The sequence below is a fragment of the uncultured Desulfovibrio sp. genome (assembly GCF_944324525.1).
In the GTDB taxonomy this organism is placed as follows: Bacteria; Desulfobacterota; Desulfovibrionia; order Desulfovibrionales; family Desulfovibrionaceae; genus Desulfovibrio.
This window is the reverse complement of the sequence record NZ_CALUWS010000020.1, coordinates 31,487-49,903: the sequence shown is the minus strand read 5'-3', so window position 1 is coordinate 49,903 and position 18,417 is coordinate 31,487. Positions and strand designations below refer to the sequence as shown.

Below are 18,417 nucleotides of genomic sequence, written 5' to 3'. Positions count from 1 at the left end.
GCGACCGAAAGGCGGCCGCAGGCCGTGCCCGTTAGGCGACGCAGGAGCCTTACGGGCATCGACAGCAGAGCGAGGGGCTTCCCTTCCCCCGAAACAAACAGTGGATAATGCCAACAGGCCCTAGAACGGCACTTCGTCCATGCCGGCCGTGGCTTCCGAAGGAAAGGCCGGGCCGAGGTCGTCATCGTGCGGGGCCGGCTGGGGCTGCCGCCGGGGAGCCGGACGCTGCCCGCCGCCCTGCCCTTGCGGCGCATTGCGGTAGGACTGCCGCTGCGGCGCCGGAGCGTATTCGTCCTCATAACCGCCGGAGGGCATGCCTTCGCCCCCACGCGGGCCGTCGCCGCGCCGGTCGAGGAACTGCACGCGCTGGGCCTTGATCTCGGTGGTGTAGCGGTCCTGCCCGTTCTGGTCCTGCCATTTGCGGGTCTGCAGGCTGCCTTCCACATACACGAGGCTGCCCTTGGTGAGATAATTGGCGCAGTTCTCCGCCTGACGCTGGAAAACGGAAACGCGGTGCCATTCGGTGCGCTCCACCTTGTTGCCGTCACGGTCCACATAGGACTCGTCCGTGGCGATATTCAGGCTGGCGATGGGAGAACCGGTCTGGGTGTAGCGCAATTCGGGGTCGCGCCCCAGACGGCCGATGATCATGACTTTATTGAGCATGGAGATAACCTCGAACGTCTTGCCGCGCAGCTGGCGGCATCAAGAGGGGAACAGTTGGGAGATCAGTCTCTGAGTTTGCGGCCGAAGATGGCCCAGAGGCTGCGCTTGGGTTGCGGGGTCGCGCCGCTGCCGTAGGGCATGGCCTGCTCCAGCCGGGTCAGCAGCTCCTCGATCTGGTCGCTGAGGCGGTTGGCGGTGCGCGGGTCGTTCATGTTGCAGGCGGTCTCCAGCGCATGCCAGCGGGCCCCCAGTTCATCCAGCAGGCGACCCATGGCGGGGTGGCTCTCCCCTGACCAGCCGTGGCGCTGCCCCAGGTTGCGCAGGGCCTGCACCATCTCGGCCACGCCCTGCCCTGTTTCGCCGCTGCGGTCAAAAAGGCGGGTGAACAGGGTCGGCCAGAGCTTGGGCAACAGGGAGGGATTCCAGCTGTCGGCCATGGTGCGGAGCTGCAGTACCGGGAGGTCCACGGGCGGCTGCTGGACGATGCCCTGCAGGGCCGCCAACTTTTCCTCATGGATATCCAGACGGCTTTCCAGCTCCCGGGCGGCACGCGTGGCGGCGTCCACCTGCCACATCCCCAGCGCGTCTTCAAGACGGGCCACGGCGCGTACCACGGGCTCGGCCTCGCTCAGCGAGAGGCGCAAGGTCTGCGGCAGGGCCCGGGCCAGATCCAGCACGCTGCGGCAGGCCGGAAGCTTGGGCAGATCGTCGTCCGTAATGGCATCACAGATATGTTGGGAAAGCTGCGGCCAGCGCGCCGAGACCTTGTCGACATCCGGCGTGACGGCCATCAGGCGGATTTGCAGCGCCTTGCCCATATGCTGTTGTCCTTATTTTTCCGTCCATTCCGTCCTGACGCGCATGATCACGTCCTGGATGGCCGGGAGCTGGTCTTGCGGACAAACGCCGATGAGCGGCGCGCCCGCATCGATATTTTCGTTATATTTGAAGTAGACGGCGTAGATGACCCCTTCCGGGCCGCTGTAGTGCAGGGGCACCTCACGCTTCATGCGGGACATGATCATGAGCTCCATGCCGTCGCGCACGACCACCGAATGGGCGTCCGCGGCGCGGATCTTCTTGTCCACTTCCGGCGTGAAGTAGTATTTTGCCCGCTCCGGCGCGAGAAAAAGATGGAGCGTCTTCTTGAGGATGAGGTATTCCACCTCATCCTTGGTCAGCATGTGGCGAATGACCATGAGCGGCGTGCCGGCCTCCACGTACTGGCCTTCCAGATCGCTGTGGATGCTGTCGATAATGCCCTTTTCCGTGGCGCAGATGGGCTTGGGGTTCCGCTCGCGCTCCAGGGTGGCCAGCAGGGTGCCGGGGCGTTCCTTCCACTGGCCTTGTGGGCCCAGCACTTCCTGGCCCGGCTGCAGGCCGGCAAAGGTCACCCGCCCGGTATGCGGCGTTTTGACCGTGATCTCCCGGTAGGGAGAGGCTTTGATTTCTTCCAGCAATTCGGAGATGTTGATCATATGCGTTCCTGCCGTGCATTAGCGGTAGTACAGATTGCGCCCGCCGATGGTAAGCAGGGCCTGCTTGAGGTTGGCACGGATCTGGCGGCGATCCCAGATGCCCTGGATGTGGCCGCGCGAAAGGGCGTGGTAGGAGCGGTGGTACTTGGGCGGGATGTCCATGCCCGTGGTCTCCTTGATGACGCCCGGCCCGGCAAAGCCGATGTTGGAAGAGCGCACCGCGAACTGATACGGCGAGCAGCCGAGGAAGCTGGCCACCGGCCCGGCAAAGGAATTGGTGTCGTAAAGCACCATGTAGAGGCCGCCGGACTCCACATAGCGGCGTACGGCCACCGTGCAGCGCGGCATCTGGATGACGCCGTTGGTGCCCTCCTGGATGCGGATGCCCGCCGTGCCGTGCACATAGGCCAGGAAGGGATAGCGCTTTTTCTGGGCCCGCTGGGCGGCTTCCACGAACTTGTAGCCCTCGGCCGCGCCCACGGAACCGCCGCGGAACGTCCCCATGAGCATGGCCACCACCATCTTGATGCCGTCGATGCGGGCTTCAAAGGTCATGCAGCCGCTCTTGGTGTTGTTCTTTTTCTGGGCTTCGGCGATGCGTTCTTCAAAGCCGGGGAAGGCCAGCGGATTGCCCGCCTCGATCTCGCTGTTGAACTCATAGACCGAGTCGAGGTCAAAGACGTTCTTGACGTACCATTCGGGCTCCATGGGGAAATGATGCCCGCAATGGCTGCACACGCCCGCGAATTCCGCAAAGAGGTCAGGCCCCCAGAGGTCGAGGCAGCCGTAAGACTCGCTGTTGGGGCAGGTCAGGGTACGGTCGATCTTGTAACGCGGGGAAAGATAATTCCAGCGGCTGCGGCGGGAATCGTCCGTCCAGGTGGACAGGGCGGTGAGCTCCTGCACCTTGTCCTCCGCCTGCCGTCCGGGCAGACGGCGGGTCATCTTGTACCACGGGCTGAGGAGACGGTTCTTGAACATCTCCACTTCATTGCCCATTTCTTCCATGAAGGTGCTGATCTTGCGCTGATGCTTGCGGAAGAAGTCGTACTTGACGTGCATCCAGGGGGTGATCAGCCAGTCTTGCAGAGCGGCCATATTCTTGGCCATGAAGGGACGGTTGTCCACGGCCGCTTCCCGCGAGAGCCGCAGGAATTTCTGCTGGCGGAGCTCCACCATGCGGTCCTTGGCGGCGGCGCTCAGGCCCCAGCGGGTATGCATCTCGTCGAGGTTGGCCTCGGGATTGCGCACCCGGGCCACGGCAAGCCCGCGGAAGCCCGGCCATTTGCGGTGGCTCAGCACCACTTCGTCCGTGGCGCGCAGCACTTCCTGCCGCAGGGAGCGGAAAAAGTCGAAATGATAGGGACGGGCCCCCAGCGGCGGTTCCTGCACCACGCGGTCGATGTAGCCGAAGGCGAGGTTGTCCTGCGCGGTGATCTTGAGGCTGCCGGCGCAATGCTCGATGAGTTCGGGCGTGGCGCGCTGGCCGGCCTTGAGGCGTCCCTCGATGGCCGCGGCCCCTTCGGGCGAGATGACCGAATAGTAGCCGTGGGAGAGCATGAGGCGCTTGTCCGCCAGGCCGATGGCCTCGGCCCCGCCGGAACCGCCCTCGGAGATGACGGCCACGATGGGCACCCGCAGGCCCGCCATGCCGTAAATGTTGCGGGCGATCTGCTGGGCCGCGCCGGGATAGTCCTCAATGGGATAGGAGCCGGGCGTGAAGATGTAGGTATGGATGGGGATGCCTTCGGTCTCGGCGACGCTCATGTAATGCAGGGCCTTGGCGTTGCCCCAGGGCTTCACCGAACCGCCGTTGCGGAACTCCGCCCCGTGGCCTTTTTCCTGCCCGATGACCATGACCGACTGGGTATAGGTCTTCTTGCCGCGCCGCCGGGTGATGACGGCCCGCGCGATGAGCATGCTGGGATCAAGGCTGTGCTCGTCCTGCCCGCCGACCTCGGTGAAGTTGTCATAGACGTTCTCGAGGATGTCCCGCAGGCAGATGCGTTGCGGATGCCGCACGATGCGCACCTTGTCCATGGGGGTCACGGCATTTTCCAGCCGCTTTTCCACAAAGGCAAAGAGTTCTTCCAGCGCCACCACATCGTTGTAGGGATCGGCCAGTTCGCCGCGCCGGGCGCGTCCTTCAAAGACCGCCAGCTTTTCTTCCAGCAGGCGGATGTCTTCCTCATGCTTGCCGGCAAAGATGTCGCGGGCGTAGGTGAGCCTGTCCGTCAGCCCCTGAATGCGTTTTTCAATATTGTTGTCCATCTTGTTCGCACACGCCGCAAAGCGCTCTGTTTGTCGTATGGGGGCGCCGCGCCCAGGCGCGGCATCCGGCGCTAGAAGCGCAGGATCCGTTCCGTATTGGCCCTGAGGAAGTTGACGTTGGATTTCAGCTCCTCACCGGCATTGTTCCGGCCTTCAAGGCGCAGATCCTCCAGGAAGGAGAGACCGCGATTCCTGGCCTCTTCCAGATCCTTGCCCCAGACGATGGCCAGAGCCAGGTTGGGGTCGAATTCCGTGGGGATCTCGTACGGTTCGTCCGTGGGGACGTGGGTCAGCATGGTCAGCCACGGCTGCGGCTTCCACTGGAAGCGTTCGATACGGCCCACCCAGGGGGTGAAGCGGTTGTCCGGGTCCTCGGCGATGAGGCGGTATTCCACGCCCACGCCGTCAAAGCTGATGTCGTCCTGCGTGTAGCCGAGCGGTTGGCCGAGGCCGATGCGCACCTGCTCGGCCAGCAGATCCACATCGTCGATCAGCTGCCCGTCTTTCCGGATGCGGGATATGCGGGCCGACACGCCGTTCTCCACCTGGATGCGGGTGTTCACTTCCATGAGGAAGGGCTCGCCCTTGCGGGTGACGATCCATTCCCAGGTGCCCACGTTGTCGTAGCCCACCTTGCGGGCCATGGTGAGCGAATAATCCACGATGTCCGTGAGCACCTTGGCCGCATCGAAGGAATAGGTGATGGGGCCGGGAGCGAAGCCGGGAGCCACTTCCACGCGTTTTTGCAGGCCCGTGGACTGGATGGAGCAGTTACGCGTGCCGAAGTGCACGGGATTGCGGCCCGTCCGGTCGGACACCACCTGCACTTCCAGATGGTTGAAATCGGTGATGCGCTGCTCGATGAGCACGCCCTCGTCCTTGAACTGCCGCAGGGCGTAATTGCGGATACGGCGGTAGACGGAACGGAAGACGTCGATATCGTACACTTCCTCGATGCCCATGCCGCCGCCGCCGGCCGAGGCCTTGACCAGCACGAGCGGCCGCCGGATGCCCTGCTGCTCCTGGAATTCAAAGACGCTGCGGGCGATGCGTTCGGCTTCCATCTCGTCATAGATGGGCCGGTCGGAACCGGGCACGGTGGGCACGCCCAGACTGCGCGCCAGGCGCTTGGTGTTGATCTTGTCGCCCAGTTCCCGGATGATCTTCCACGAGGGGCCGATGAAGATCATCTTGCGGTCGCGCTTCATGACCCGGCGGGCAAAGCGGAAGTCTTCGGCAAAGAAGCCGTAGCCCGGATGCACGGCGGTGCAGCCCGCCTCGTCCGCCACGGACATGAGCTCATTGGCGTCATGATAGGAGGAGACGCGGTAAAGGCTTTTTTCCCCGCCGGTCTCGCGGGCAAGCCGCACATGGCCGGACGCGGCGTCCTCCGCGGTATAGATGGCCGTGAAGGCCACTCCCAGCTTGCGGCAGGCCCGCATGATGCGCATGGCGATTTCGCCGCGATTGGCCACAAGGACCTTGTGGCTTTCCAGCGGCATGGCATAGAGATCCTGTAGGTTCAGCAAGATACACTCCTGCCGGCCGGAAGCTTCGCTTGAACTGCGAGACAGGCCGGGATATGATGCGCGTGAATGCGACCGCCTGCCGGGAGCAGGAGGGCGCAGACACGGAAAACTGACGAATACGAGGGTATTTTATGCAAAATCTGTCAGAAGTCCAGCTTGCCGTAACCGCGCTGAAACAAAAGCTTTCCGAGGCTGGCCGCACGGGACGGGCCGCCAAGCCGCGCGTGGGCATGGTGCTCGGCACGGGGCTTTCCGGGCTGGTGGCGGCCATGCGCGATGCGGTGCGTGTGCCCTATGCCGAACTGCCGGGCTTCCCCCTCTCCACGGTGGACTCGCACAGCGGAGCCTTCGTGCTGGGGGATGTGGCGGGCATCCCCGTGCTGGCCCAGCAGGGCCGTTGCCACCTCTACGAAGGCTACAGCCCCGCGCAGGTCTGCATGGGCGTGCGGGTCATGGCCGGTCTGGGCATCGGTTCCCTCGTCGTCACCAATGCCGCCGGGGCGCTCAATCCGCAGTTCGATGCCGGCTCGCTCATGCTCATGACCGACCAGATCAACTTTACCGGCACGACGCCGCTGGCCGGTCCCAACGTCGAGCAGTGGGGGCCGCGCTTCCCGGACATGAGCTGCATCTTCGATCCAGAGCTGCGCGCGCTGGCGCTGGAGAGCGCCGCCATGCTGGGCATCCGGCTGGAACGCGGCGTCTACATCGGCGTGCACGGCCCGCAGATGGAAAGCCCGGCCGAGACGCGCATGTACCGCCAGTGGGGCGCGGACGCCATCGGCATGAGCACCGTGCTGGAAGTGCTGGCCGCGCGGCATCTGGGCCTGCGGGTGCTGGGCATCTCCTGCCTCAGCAACAAGAACCTGCCGGACTGCATGTCGCCCGTCCCCATCGAGGAGGTCATCGAGGTGGCCGGCAAGGCCGGACGCCGGCTGGAGCGCCTCCTGCTGGACATGGTGACAAAATTCTGAAAAACGCATACATCTTCAGCCCGCGCCCTGCGGGACGGCCGGCCTGCCCCGTCCGTCTGCGGGGCGCTCTGCGTCCCCGGGACGCGCGCAGCACATGTAACGGCAGGCAAAGGTCTCTTTCATGGAACAGAACTCCTCCCTTCGCAATGTGGCCATCATCGCCCACGTCGACCACGGCAAGACCACGCTGGTGGACGCCCTCTTTCGCCAGAGCGGCGTGTTTCGCGCCGATCAGCAGGTGGACGACCGCGTCATGGACAAGATGGATCTGGAACGCGAGCGCGGCATCACCATTGCCGCCAAAAACTGCGCCGTGCATTGGAAGGGCGTAAAGATCAACATCATCGACACGCCCGGGCATGCCGACTTCGGCGGCGAGGTGGAGCGTTCGCTGTCCATGGCCACCGGGGCCATCCTGCTGGTGGACGCCTCGGAAGGGCCGCTGCCGCAGACGCGTTTCGTGCTCAAGAAGACGCTGGAGGCCGGGCTGCCCGTGGTGGTCGTGGTCAACAAGATCGACCGCAAGGACGCCCGTCCCGATGAAGTGCTCAACGAGGTCTATGACCTCTTCATCGATCTCGGGGCCAATGACGAACAGCTCGAATTCCCGGTGCTCTACGCCATCGGCCGCGACGGCGTGGCCATGTACGGCCTGGAGGACGAGCGCGTGGACCTCTCGCCGCTGTTCGAGACCATCCTCAAGCACATCCCCGGCCCGGCGCACGACCCGGCCGAGCCTTTCCAGATGCTGGTGGCCGACCTTGACTATTCGGATTATCTGGGCCGGCTGGCCGTGGGCCGCATCATGCACGGCACGGTGTACGCCAAGGAGGCGCTGGTCTGCATGGGCGAGGACGGGCAGCCCAGCCCCCTGCGGGCCACCAAGCTGCAGGTCTACGACGGTCTCCAGCTGGCCGAGGTGGAATCGGCGGGCCCCGGGGACATCGTGGTGCTGGCCGGCATCGAGAACGTGACCATCGGCGACACCATCTGCACGCGCGAAAAGCCGCGCGCCCTGCCCCGCATCCGGGTGGACGAGCCCACCGTGGCCATGCGCTTCGGCATCAACACCTCTCCGCTGGCCGGGCGTGAGGGCAAGATCGTGCAGAGCCGCGCCATCCGCGAGCGCCTGGAGAAGGAGTGCCTGCGCAACGTGGCCGTGCGTCTGGAAGACACGGCGGACAAGGACGCTTTCCTCGTCAAGGGCCGCGGCGAGTTCCAGATGGCCATCCTCATCGAGACCATGCGCCGCGAAGGCTTCGAGCTCTCCGTGGGCCGGCCGGAAGTCATCCTCAAGAAGGACGAGAACGGCAAGGTCCTGGAGCCCATCGAGCATCTCTATGTGGACTGCGACGAGTATTTCATGGGCGTGGTGACGGACAAGCTCAATCAGCGCAAGGGCCGCATGCTCAACTGCATCAACAACGGCACCGGCCGCGTCCGTCTGGAGTTCACCGTGCCCTCGCGCGGGCTCATCGGCTATCGGGATGAATTTCTTACCGATACCAAGGGTACCGGCATCATGAATTCCTATCTGGACGGGTACGAGGAATGGCGCGGCGACTTCCCCACCCGCTTCACCGGTTCCATCGTGGCCGACCGTCCCGGCAGCGCCGTGGCCTACGCCCTCTTCAATCTGGAGCCGCGCGGCACCCTGTTCGTGGAGCCGGGCGATCCGGTCTACGAGGGCATGATCGTGGGCGAGCACAACCGGGATAACGACATCGACGTCAACGCCACCAAGGAAAAGAAGCTCACCAACCTGCGCGCCGCGGGCAAGGACGAGAACGTCATCCTGACCCCGGTCAAGAAGATGACCCTGGAGCATGCCCTGCACTTCGTGCGGGAAGACGAGCTCGTGGAGGTGACGCCGCAGTCCATCCGCCTGCGCAAGACGGAACTTTCCGCCCAGAAGCGTTACCAGATGGCCGGCGCGAAAAAGAAAGGCTAGCGCGTTTTATCTTTGAAAAAGTAAAACGCGAGGCGGCGGCACAGCGCCGTCCGGCCCAGAGCGAGCGGAAAATCCGCGCTTTTTCCGCCAGACGTCAGGCCGTATGCTTTGAAACGCCGTGCGTTTCAAACGGCAAATGCGCTCATGCGGGAATCCTCCCGCGTTCGTCGGCCGGATGTCCAAAGGCCGCCATCCCGCTAAAGAGACAGCGGGATGGCGGCCTTTTTTTACGTCTTGCTGGGTTGGAGCGCGCCAGCTTTGCAGGCTAAAACGTGTCCGAAGCGGCCGCCGCCCGCGAGGGGCGCGGCTCCATAGCTCCCGCGCGGCCCTTGGTGCTGCGCCCGGCGCCGGCCTGCGTGGCTTGCGGCAGCGGATAGGGCTGCACCACCCGGTAACGCGGCGCGGCATTTTCCTGCCGTGTGGGGGAGGCGGCCGGTTGCGGATGGACGACACGGTAGACCGGAGCCTTTTCCCGGCCTGTGGCGGAGGCCTTTTTGGCTGCGGCCTGCCGCGTACGGCGTGCCGTCGTGCCGGCGGCGGCCGCCGCCGTGGACGCTTCGCTCTGCGCGCTGACGGTCCCTTCCGCCGCGGCGGCGCCATGATCCGCGGTCAGGGCGGCGCGGGGCGGGACGGCCTCGGCAGCCGGGACCCAGGGCTGGCTGCAGCGGGCCATGGGGATCGGGGTGCTGCCGGCGGGTATGCCGCCGGCGCTCGCCTGCATGGCGTCGGGGAAGCTTTCCGGCGGCATCTCTTCCGCCTGTTCCGAATGGGGTTGCGGCGTCCTGCGGGTCATGAGCAGGGGCGGCGTTTCGTCCAGCCCTTCCAGATATTCGCTGACGGTGACGAAGCGCTGGCAACCCCCGGCCCGCAGTTCGGCAATGATGCGCGGCAGGTCGTCCACGGTCCGCTTGAGGGAATCATGGAAGAGGAAGATGCCGCGCAGCTCGCCGGGGCCGTAGACGTGGCCGAGCGTATTGGGCAGCAGGGCGTAGCTCACGGGCAGGCGCTTCCAGTCGTGGCTGTCCTGCGACCAGAGCATGATGGAAAGCCCCATTTCCTCGGCCAGCGCCAGCGTATCTTCATTATACGCCCCATAAGGGGGGCGGATGTGACGGGGGCTCGCGCCCAGTTCCCGCAGGAGGGCGTCGGTCTTGAGCAGCTCCTCATGCTGCTGCTCCCGGTTGAGGGCGCGCAGCTTGGGATGCGACCAGGAATGGTTGCCGACCTCGTGGCCCTCGCTCACGATGCGCTGGACAAGAGCGGGGCGCAGGGCCGCATTCTTGCCGAGCAGGAAAAACGTGGCATGGATGCCGTAATCGGCCAGCATGTCCAGCAGGCGGCTCGTATTGCGGGAGGGGCCGTCATCAAAGGTTAGGGCGCAGAGATTCTCGCGCATCTGCTGCCGGCTGATGCTCGAGCCGTCATAAACGACCGCAGCCCCGTAGGCGATGCCGCCCAGAGGCGGCCATGCCGCCAGACACAGCAGGATGATCAAACTTTTCCACCGCATACTCCGCAACCCCTCTCTTCTGCCTTTGGCGGTCCTTGAGCGTTTTCCGTGTGAAACGCGTTGCGCTTCACACCATATGGTCCGTCGTTTCCCGGAAAAAAAACGCGGTTTTCCGCTCACGTTGGGCCGGGCGGCGCTGTGCCGCCGCCTCACGTTTCGAAACGCTCTTGCCGCCATAACGAGGCAGTATCTATCACTGCCTTTTGCCTGCCGCAAGCAAACAGACGTTGCGGTATGTAAAATTTATCAATTATCATACCATGTTATAAATTTTCTCGAAAAATAGTCCTTTTTTTGAAAAAATTTGCTTGACGAGAGGGGGTGATTTGCGTAGAACCAATCTTGCGACGAGGGCAGTTAGCTCAGCTGGTAGAGCACCGCCTTCACACGGCGGGGGCCACAGGTTCAAGTCCTGTACTGCCCACCATCTGGAGCGGTAGTTAAGACGGTTATAACGCCGGCCTGTCACGCCGGAGGCCGAGGGTTCGAGTCCCTTCCGCTCCGCCAGAAGGTAAAAGCGCACTGTGCAAACAGTGCGCTTTTTTCCGTCTTTGGCGCGTCTTGCCCGCATATGCAGGGCTGGCGCGGAAAAGGCTTGACAGCTGAAGGGAAGGGTGGTAAGCAATCTCAATTCAGCGTCAACGGCTCATGCCGGACGGCGACATCCTGCGGCAAGCGTTCCGGGGTGGCCTGAAAAGGCCCCCTTTTTTTATTATCTGCAAAGCGGCCGGCGAGAATACATGAATCAGAATCCGATTGCTGAGGCGGTCGTCCGCCTTGCCGCCCCGGTGGTGGAATCGCTGGGGCTGGTCATCTGGGGGGTGGAGATCGCCCAGAGCGGCCGCATGGTGGTGCGCCTTTTCGTGGATGTCCCCTCGGACGGGCGCAATCCGCATGTCGTGGCCGAAGAGCTGGCCGCCGCGGCGCAGGATGCCGCGGATGCGGCGGAGCCGGCGCTCCCTTCGGCAAGCATCGACCAGTGCGAGGAGATATCGCGCCACCTGGGGCTCGCCCTTGAGGTGGAGGACATCATCCCGCAGGCCTATGTGCTGGAAGTCTCCACGCCCGGCTTCAACAGGCTCTTTTTCTCGACGGAGCAGATGCGCCCTTATGTGGGGGATATGGTGGAGGCCCGCATGCAGGCCGCCTACGCCCCGCGGGCGGATATGGCGCCGCGCCGCGCCTGGCGCGGCAGGCTGGAGGCGGTGGAGGCGGATGCCTTCCTGCTGGCTCCGGCGGGCATCACGCCCGAAGGGGAGGTGCTGCCTGAAGCGGTGGAGCCTGTGCGCCTGCCCTGGGACATGACCCGGCGGGTCGCCCGTGTGCATGTGTTCCGCGCGCCGGAAAAGCCCGGCAGGCCCGGCGGAGGAGGGCGGCGCAAGGAGCGGCGGGAGACGCGCGCCGCATCGCCCGCCCCGGCGGGACGGGATGCGGCCCGGCAGCCGCGCAAGAATGACGCGCTGGACGACGATGTGGCGTCCGCACTGAAAGGATAGCGACCCGGCCAAGGATCTGCCGGGAGGATTTTGAGGCCGCCAGGGCGGCACGGAGGCAATTATGAATCTTGAACTCAAGAAGGCCATTGACCAGATCAGCAAAGATAAGGGTCTTGACCGGGATATGCTCATCGACACGCTGGAAGACGCGGTGCGCACTTCCGTGCTGCGCCGCTTCAGCGAGGACATGGATGTGGAAGTGTCCTACAACGACAATACCGGCGATATCGAAGTCTATCAGTTCAAGATCGTGGTGGAGGATGACGACCTGCTCAATCCTGATACGCAGATCGAGCTTTCCGAAGCCCGCACCCATGATCCGTCCGTGCAGATCGACGACGAGATGGGCTTTCGGGTCAAGGTGGAAGACCTCGGCCGCATCGCGGCCCAGTCCGCCAAGCAGGTCATCATCCAGCGCATGCGCGACGCCGAGCAGGAGATCATCTACGATGAATACAAGGATCGCGTGGGCGAGATCGTCTCCGGCATCGTGCAGCGTCGCGACAAGGGCGGCTGGGTGGTCAACCTCGGCCGCACGGAAGCCATTCTGCCGCGTGACGAGCAGATCCCCCGCGAGCATTACAAGCGCAACGACCGGGTGCAGGCCCTGATCATCGAGGTGCGCAAGGAAGGACGCGGCCCGCAGATCGTCATTTCCCGCGCGCATCGCGATTACATGGCCGCGCTCTTCCGGCGTGAAGTGCCGGAAGTGGACGACGGCGTGGTGCAGATCATGGGCGTGGCCCGCGATCCCGGCTCCCGCGCCAAGGTGGCCGTGCTCTCCCGCGAGCGCGACGTGGACCCCGTGGGGGCCTGCGTGGGCGTGCGCGGTTCGCGCATCCAGAACATCGTGCAGGAGCTGCGCGGCGAGCGCATCGACATCGTGGTCTGGAGCGCGGATATCGCCACCTATGCCCGCAACGCCCTTGCGCCGGCGCTGGTCTCGCGCATCGTCGTGGACGAGGAGGAAAACCTGCTGGAAGTCATCGTGCCCGACGATCAGCTGACCAACGCCATCGGCCGCAAGGGACAGAACGTGAAGCTGGCGGCGCGCCTGCTGGGCTGGAAGGTCGATATCTTCACCGAAAGCCGTTACAACGAGGCCAATGCCATCGGGCACGGCCTGCAGCAGGTGGCCAGTGTGGCCGAGGTGTCCATGGAGGCGCTGCTCGAGGCGGGCTATTCCTCTCTGGAAAAGCTGCGTGAAGCGACCGACGAGGAGCTTGCCGCCAAGCTGGCCATCTCCGACGCCCGCATCGCGGATCTGCGTTCCGCCATCAACTTCCTCGCGCCCGTGGTGGAGAAGACCCCCGAGTCCTCCGCCGTGGAGCTGCTGAAAGCGCCGGAAGAGACTGGGGACGCCCGCGAGGCCGACGGCGAGAAGCAGGACGACTAGCGGGACGGGCGTCGTGTCTCATGTGCCTGAGCGCATGTGCGTGATCTGCCGGGAGCGCAGCGCCAAGACCGCGCTCTTGCGGCATGTGAAGGACGAGCAGGGAAATTTGATTATTGATGCGACCAGGACCCGCCCGGGCAGGGGCTGGTATGTGTGCGACAAGCCGGAATGCCTCAAGCGTTTCGAGAAATACCGGCCCAACGCACGGCGCAAGGGGGGTAAGAATGCCTGAAACGAAACTGAAAATCAAAGATTTGGCCGCCGAACTCGACGTGCAGCCCAAGGAAGTGCTGACCGTCGCCCGTGAACTGGGCATTTCGGCCAGGCAGAGTACGGCCTTGCTTACGCCGGAAGACGTGAGCCGTGTGCGGGAATACTTTGCCGCTTCGCGGCAGAATGAAGTGACGCGCCGGGAGAGCGAGTCCGGCGTCATCGTGCGCCGCCGCCGTCGCGTTGCCGCCGAGCCCGTGCCCGCCGCGCCTGCCGCGGCGGAGCAGGAAGAGAAGGTGGCGGAACAGGCGGCGGAAGCTGAAGCCCCGGCTGCCGAATGTCCGGCGGAACCGGTGGCGGCCGCTGCCGAACCCGCGCCTGCCGTAACGGAAGAGGCCCCCGCGGCCCCGGCGGCGGAAGCGCCCGCCGGCGAGACGGAAGCCGAAGCGCCTGCCGAAAAGGCGGCAAAGCCCCGTAACGTCCGTATCATTGCGCCTGCCCGCGTCATCAGCCGTCCGCAGGATGCCGCCGCTGAGCCGGCCTCTGCGGAAAAGGAGCCTGCCGTGAGCAGCGAGGAGCCCGAGGTGACGCCTCCGGCGGCGGAAGCGGCCGTTGAGGAACCGGTTGCCGAGGCGGCGTCCCGTACGCCGGAACAGCCCCAGGAGAACGAGGGAGCCGAAAAGGCGCGGTCTGCCCGCCACGCCCGCCCCGATGCCTCTGCCGTGCCCGAAGGTTCTTCCGCGCCCACCTTGCCCCCGCGTGCGCCGGAACCCCGGGAAAAAGCGCCGGAAGAGGAAACCGCCGCCCCTGAAGTGGCCACGGTGCAGCGCGCCCGCGTCATTGCGCCCGCGCCGCAGGTACGCGTCATCAGCCGTCCCGCGCCCGGCAGCACGTCCCAGCGGGATGCGGCCGGTCGTGACGACCGGGGAGGCCGCCGCGACGGCCGTACCGGCGACGGGCGCGACAACCGTGACGGACGCGACCGTGGCCCGCGGCCCGGCAACCGTCCCGGCTTCGGCGAGGGACGCGGCCCGCGCACGGGCGCTCCCGGCGGCGGCTATGCCGCGCCCGCCCAGCCTGCGCCGCTGGACAGCCGCGACGGCCAGAGCAAGAAAAAGCGCCTCAAGGGCCGCCGTACCGTGGATTTCCAGCAGGGAGATTTCGGGCATCAGGACGAGGATGATGTGCCGCGCATGAACCGCGGCAAGAGCCGCCGCAAGCCCGGCAAGGCTCTGCCCGCCGCCCAGCAGGCCACCCAGCCCCTCAAGGCCGCCAAGCGCAAGATCCGCGTGGATGAAGCCATCGTGGTAGCGGACATGGCGCACCAGATGGGTCTGAAGAGCACCGAGATCATCAAGGTGCTGTTCGGTCTGGGGGTCATGGCCACCATCAACCAGTCGCTGGATATCGACACGGCTACCCTCGTGGCGGCGGAGTTCGGCTACGAAGTGGAAAAGACCGGCTTCTCCGAAAGTGATTACCTGCTGTCCGGCGAACCGGACAAGCCGGAAGATCTCAAGCCGCGTCCGCCGGTGGTGACCATCATGGGCCACGTCGACCACGGCAAGACCTCCCTGCTGGACGCCATCCGCAAATCCAATGTGACCAGCGGCGAAGCGGGCGGCATCACCCAGCATATCGGGGCCTATCATGTGAAGACCAAGCGCGGGGAGATCGTCTTCCTCGACACGCCCGGCCACGAGGCCTTCACGGCCATGCGCGCCCGTGGCGCGCAGGTCACGGACCTCGTCATCCTTGTGGTGGCGGCGGACGACGGCGTCATGGAGCAGACCCGCGAAGCCATCAACCACGCCAAGGCGGCCAACGTGCCAATCATGGTGGCCGTCAACAAGATGGACAAGCCCGGGGCCGACCCCGACCGTGTGCTGCGCGAACTCTCCGAGCTGGGCCTCCAGCCCGAAGACTGGGGCGGGGACACCATCGTGGCCCGCGTGTCCGCCAAGACCCGCGAAGGCCTGGACGAGCTGCTGGAAATGGTGGCTCTGCAGGCGGAGATCCTCGAGCTCAAGGCCAATCCCGACAAGCCCGCTCACGGGCGCATCGTGGAAGCCAAGCTGGACAAGGGCCGCGGCCCGGTGGCCACGGTGCTCATCCAGGAAGGTACGCTGCGTCAGGGCGACACCTTCGTCTGCGGTCAGTTCTCCGGTCGTGTGCGCGCCCTGCTCAATGACCAGGGCAAGAAGGTAAAGGAAGCCGGCCCGTCCATCCCCGTGGAAGTGCAGGGCTTTGACGGCGTGCCGGAAGCCGGCGAGGAATTCTTCTCCGTGGCTGACGAAAAGCTGGCCCGCCGCATCGCCGATGCCCGCGCCGTCAAGCAGCGTGAAAAGGAACTGGCCAAGGAATCCCGCGTCACGCTGGAGACCTTCCTCTCGCGCCGGGCTTCGGATCAGGAGGCGCTCACCCTCAATCTGGTGCTCAAGGCCGACGTGCAGGGCACGCTGGAAGCCATCACCGAAGCCCTCAACAAGCAGAGCACGGACAAGGTGCGCATCAGCGTGGTGCATGGCGGCACCGGCGCCATCACCGAGTCCGACATCCTGCTGGCTTCGGCCTCGCAAGCCATCATCATCGGCTTCAATGTGCGGCCCACCGCCAAGATCAAGGATGTGGCCGAGCGCGAGAATGTGGATATCCGCTTCTACGACATCATCTACAAGCTGGTGGACGACATCAAGAGCGCCATGGCCGGTCTGCTGGCCCCGGTGCAGCGCGAGGTCTACCTTGGTCAGGCCGAAGTGCGCAATACCTTCAGCGTGCCCAAGGTCGGCATCATCGCCGGTTCCTATGTGGCGGACGGCAAGATCGCCCGCAACGCCGGGGTGCGCCTGCTGCGCGACGGCGTGGTGGTCTACACCGGCAAGATCAGCTCCCTCAAGCGTTTCAAGGATGACGCCCGCGAAGTGGTCAAGGGCAACGAATGCGGCGTCGGCCTCGAGAACTTCAACGACATCAAGATCGGCGACATCATCGAAGCCTTTGAGACCGTCGAAGAAGCCGCCACGCTCTAATTCGTCGAGATGTTGAACGGCGCGCCCCCGCTGTCGCGGGGGAAGGCGCTTGTTACGAGGGGGAGAGGGGAACCGTTTTTCAAAACGGTTCCCCTCTCCCCCTCGCGCTCCCCCTCTCCCTTCCCCAAACTTTTGCCAGGTCGATGCGCGGCCTGCTTGTCTCGCAAGGCGACGCCCGTCCGCCGGTCCCCCGACGGCATCATAAAAAATGTCGTCCCGTCACCTTGTCGTCCTCTGCCTCTCTATCCGCTTGTCCGTCAGCCTTTGCGACGGCGCATCAGGTGGAATCCTCTTGCATCAGTCTTTAGAGCATTTTCCGTTTGAAACGCTGCGCGTTCCAAACCATACGGCCTGGCGTTTCGCGGAAAAAACGCGGTTTTTCCGCTCACTTTGGGCCGGGCGGCGCTGTGCCGCCGCCTCGCGTTTCACCTTTTTCAAAGGTGAAACGCTCTAAGCAACGTGCTGCCCGTGGCCCTGAGAGCTTCTCATTATCCTGTTTGATGGAGCAAGCGCGTCATGGCGCGGAGGAGATCGCCGCGCCCAAGGCGCGGAAGCTCCGACGCCGCCCGGACGCTCGTCCCGCGGGGTGCGGGACGGCGGGAGGGCGATGCCGTATGACGCGCGGCAGAGAGGAGAGCAGGGGGAGGCCTCTCGGCCGCATGCAGCCCGTGACGGCAGGCTGTCCCAAGGCGGGGTAGGGGGCGTAGGGGGCAAGGGGCTGGCAAGCCCCTGTCCCCTGCCGCCCGCCGCGCAGGCGACCAAGACCGGATGCCGGGCCGAAGCCGCCAGCTGGCGCGATACAAAAAGAAAAGCGAAAACGCCCTGCCTCGCCGCCGCAAGCCCGCCGCCGCGTTTGCATCCTGTGCTCATTCAGGGTATGGAACAGAGATACGTTTTTGGAGGTCAGCGCAAGCCATGCATTTGCGGAAAAGGATTCTTGTGACGGGCGGTTCGGGCTTTCTGGGGTCGCATCTGTGCGCGCGTCTGCTGGATGAGGGACATGAAGTCCTCTGCGTGGACAACTTTTTTTCCAGTGCCCGCGCCAATGTGGAAGAGCTCATGGATAACCGGCGTTTTGAGCTGATGCGCCATGACGTGACCTTCCCGCTGTTCGTGGAAGTGGACGAGATCTACAATCTGGCCTGTCCCGCTTCGCCCATCCACTACCAGCATGACCCTGTGCAGACCATCAAGACCTGCGTCCACGGGGCCATCAACATGCTGGGCCTGGCCAAGCGCCTCAGGGCCCGCATTTTCCAGGCCTCCACCAGCGAGGTGTACGGGGACCCCGATGTCCATCCTCAGCCGGAGTCCTACTGGGGACATGTGAACCCCAACGGCATCCGCGCCTGCTACGACGAGGGCAAGCGCTGCGCTGAGTCGCTCTTCTTCTCGTATTGGCGGCAGAGCGGTCTCAAGATCAAGGTGGGCCGCATCTTCAATACCTATGGCCCCAAGATGCACCCCAACGACGGCCGGGTGGTCTCCAACTTCATCGTGCAGGCCCTGAAGAATGAGCCCATCACCATTTACGGCGACGGCAGCCAGACGCGTTCGTTCTGCTATGTGGATGACCTTATTGAGTGCATGTGCCGCCTCATGGCCTCGCCGGACGAGGTGACCGGCCCGGTCAATATGGGCAATCCCGGAGAGTTCACCATCCGTGAACTGGCCGAGAAGGTCGTGGAGCTTACCGGCAGCGCTTCGAAGATTGCCTACGAGCCTCTGCCGGGGGACGATCCCAAGCAGCGCCGTCCCGATATCAGCCTGGCCCGTGAGCTGCTGGGCTGGGAACCGCGGATAGCGCTGGAAGAGGGGTTGAAAAAGACCATTGCCTATTTTGAAGGGCAGCTCAGGGCCGGACTGGCCTGAGGCACGGTAACGAATGAAAAGGCGGAATTTTTTCC

13 protein-coding genes and 2 tRNA genes are annotated in these 18,417 nt (G+C 64.6%); 9 read left to right on the top strand and 6 right to left on the bottom strand.

All coding sequences use genetic code 11. The features are described 5' to 3' along the window. Positions 1–120: 120 nt before the first annotated feature. From Q0K12_RS06875 to Q0K12_RS06855, 5 genes are all read right to left on the bottom strand, one after another. Positions 121–666, bottom strand: coding sequence for a single-stranded DNA-binding protein (locus Q0K12_RS06875; protein ID WP_297261348.1), 546 nt, complete (start codon positions 664–666; stop codon positions 121–123). Positions 667–728: 62 nt separating this feature from the next. Continuing rightward, the gene (locus Q0K12_RS06870; RefSeq protein WP_297261346.1) at positions 729–1,484 is read right to left on the bottom strand and encodes a hypothetical protein; all 756 of its coding nucleotides are present in this window, start codon (positions 1,482–1,484) and stop codon (positions 729–731) included. Between the two features lie 12 nt (positions 1,485–1,496). After that, the gene (locus Q0K12_RS06865; RefSeq protein ID WP_297261344.1) at positions 1,497–2,144 is read right to left on the bottom strand and encodes a biotin attachment protein; all 648 of its coding nucleotides are present in this window, start codon (positions 2,142–2,144) and stop codon (positions 1,497–1,499) included. A gap of 18 nt (positions 2,145–2,162) precedes the next feature. Continuing rightward, positions 2,163–4,415 carry a carboxyl transferase domain-containing protein gene (locus Q0K12_RS06860; RefSeq protein WP_297261342.1) on the bottom strand — a complete coding sequence of 751 codons (2,253 nt, stop codon included), beginning with the start codon at positions 4,413–4,415 and terminating at the stop codon, positions 2,163–2,165. A 71-nt stretch (positions 4,416–4,486) separates the two neighbouring features. Continuing rightward, positions 4,487–5,917: a biotin carboxylase N-terminal domain-containing protein gene (locus Q0K12_RS06855; RefSeq protein ID WP_297261356.1), complete on the bottom strand. Its 1,431-nt coding sequence runs from the start codon at positions 5,915–5,917 to the stop codon at positions 4,487–4,489. Between the two features lie 158 nt (positions 5,918–6,075). On the opposite strand from Q0K12_RS06855, the gene Q0K12_RS06850 reads away from it, so the two are divergent. Both Q0K12_RS06850 and typA read left to right on the top strand, forming a co-directional pair. Further along, positions 6,076–6,918 (top strand): purine-nucleoside phosphorylase, encoded by an 843-nt coding sequence (locus Q0K12_RS06850; RefSeq protein ID WP_297261340.1) that lies wholly within the window; start codon positions 6,076–6,078, stop codon positions 6,916–6,918. A 121-nt stretch (positions 6,919–7,039) separates the two neighbouring features. Further along, entirely contained in the window at positions 7,040–8,869 is a 1,830-nt protein-coding gene (typA, locus tag Q0K12_RS06845; RefSeq protein ID WP_297261338.1) for a translational GTPase TypA, read from the top strand. A gap of 265 nt (positions 8,870–9,134) precedes the next feature. Here typA and Q0K12_RS06840 read toward each other — a convergent pair whose 3' ends face one another. Next, positions 9,135–10,379 (bottom strand): polysaccharide deacetylase family protein, encoded by a 1,245-nt coding sequence (locus tag Q0K12_RS06840; protein ID WP_297261335.1) that lies wholly within the window; start codon positions 10,377–10,379, stop codon positions 9,135–9,137. A 351-nt stretch (positions 10,380–10,730) separates the two neighbouring features. Between Q0K12_RS06840 and Q0K12_RS06835 the strand changes: the two genes are divergently transcribed. The 7 genes from Q0K12_RS06835 to Q0K12_RS06805 all read left to right on the top strand — a co-directional run bounded on the left by Q0K12_RS06835 (position 10,731) and on the right by Q0K12_RS06805 (position 18,382). Next, positions 10,731–10,806: transfer RNA gene (locus Q0K12_RS06835), tRNA-Val, on the top strand. Between the two features lie 3 nt (positions 10,807–10,809). Beyond that, positions 10,810–10,886 (top strand) — tRNA-Asp (locus Q0K12_RS06830). A gap of 233 nt (positions 10,887–11,119) precedes the next feature. Beyond that, positions 11,120–11,875, top strand: coding sequence for a ribosome maturation factor RimP (locus Q0K12_RS06825; RefSeq protein ID WP_297261333.1), 756 nt, complete (start codon positions 11,120–11,122; stop codon positions 11,873–11,875). 61 nt (positions 11,876–11,936) lie between these two features. Next, entirely contained in the window at positions 11,937–13,271 is a 1,335-nt protein-coding gene (nusA, locus tag Q0K12_RS06820; protein ID WP_297261331.1) for a transcription termination factor NusA, read from the top strand. A 13-nt stretch (positions 13,272–13,284) separates the two neighbouring features. Continuing rightward, on the top strand, positions 13,285–13,503 hold the full coding sequence (locus Q0K12_RS06815; RefSeq protein ID WP_297261329.1) for a YlxR family protein: 219 nt from the start codon (positions 13,285–13,287) through the stop codon (positions 13,501–13,503). After that, complete coding sequence (gene infB / locus Q0K12_RS06810; RefSeq protein WP_297261327.1) at positions 13,496–16,510, top strand: translation initiation factor IF-2; 3,015 nt, start codon at positions 13,496–13,498, stop codon at positions 16,508–16,510. Before Q0K12_RS06815 ends, infB begins: the two co-directional genes overlap by 8 nt. Positions 16,511–17,425: 915 nt before the next feature. Further along, positions 17,426–18,382: a UDP-glucuronic acid decarboxylase family protein gene (locus tag Q0K12_RS06805; RefSeq protein WP_297261325.1), complete on the top strand. Its 957-nt coding sequence runs from the start codon at positions 17,426–17,428 to the stop codon at positions 18,380–18,382. Positions 18,383–18,417 lie beyond the last annotated feature (35 nt).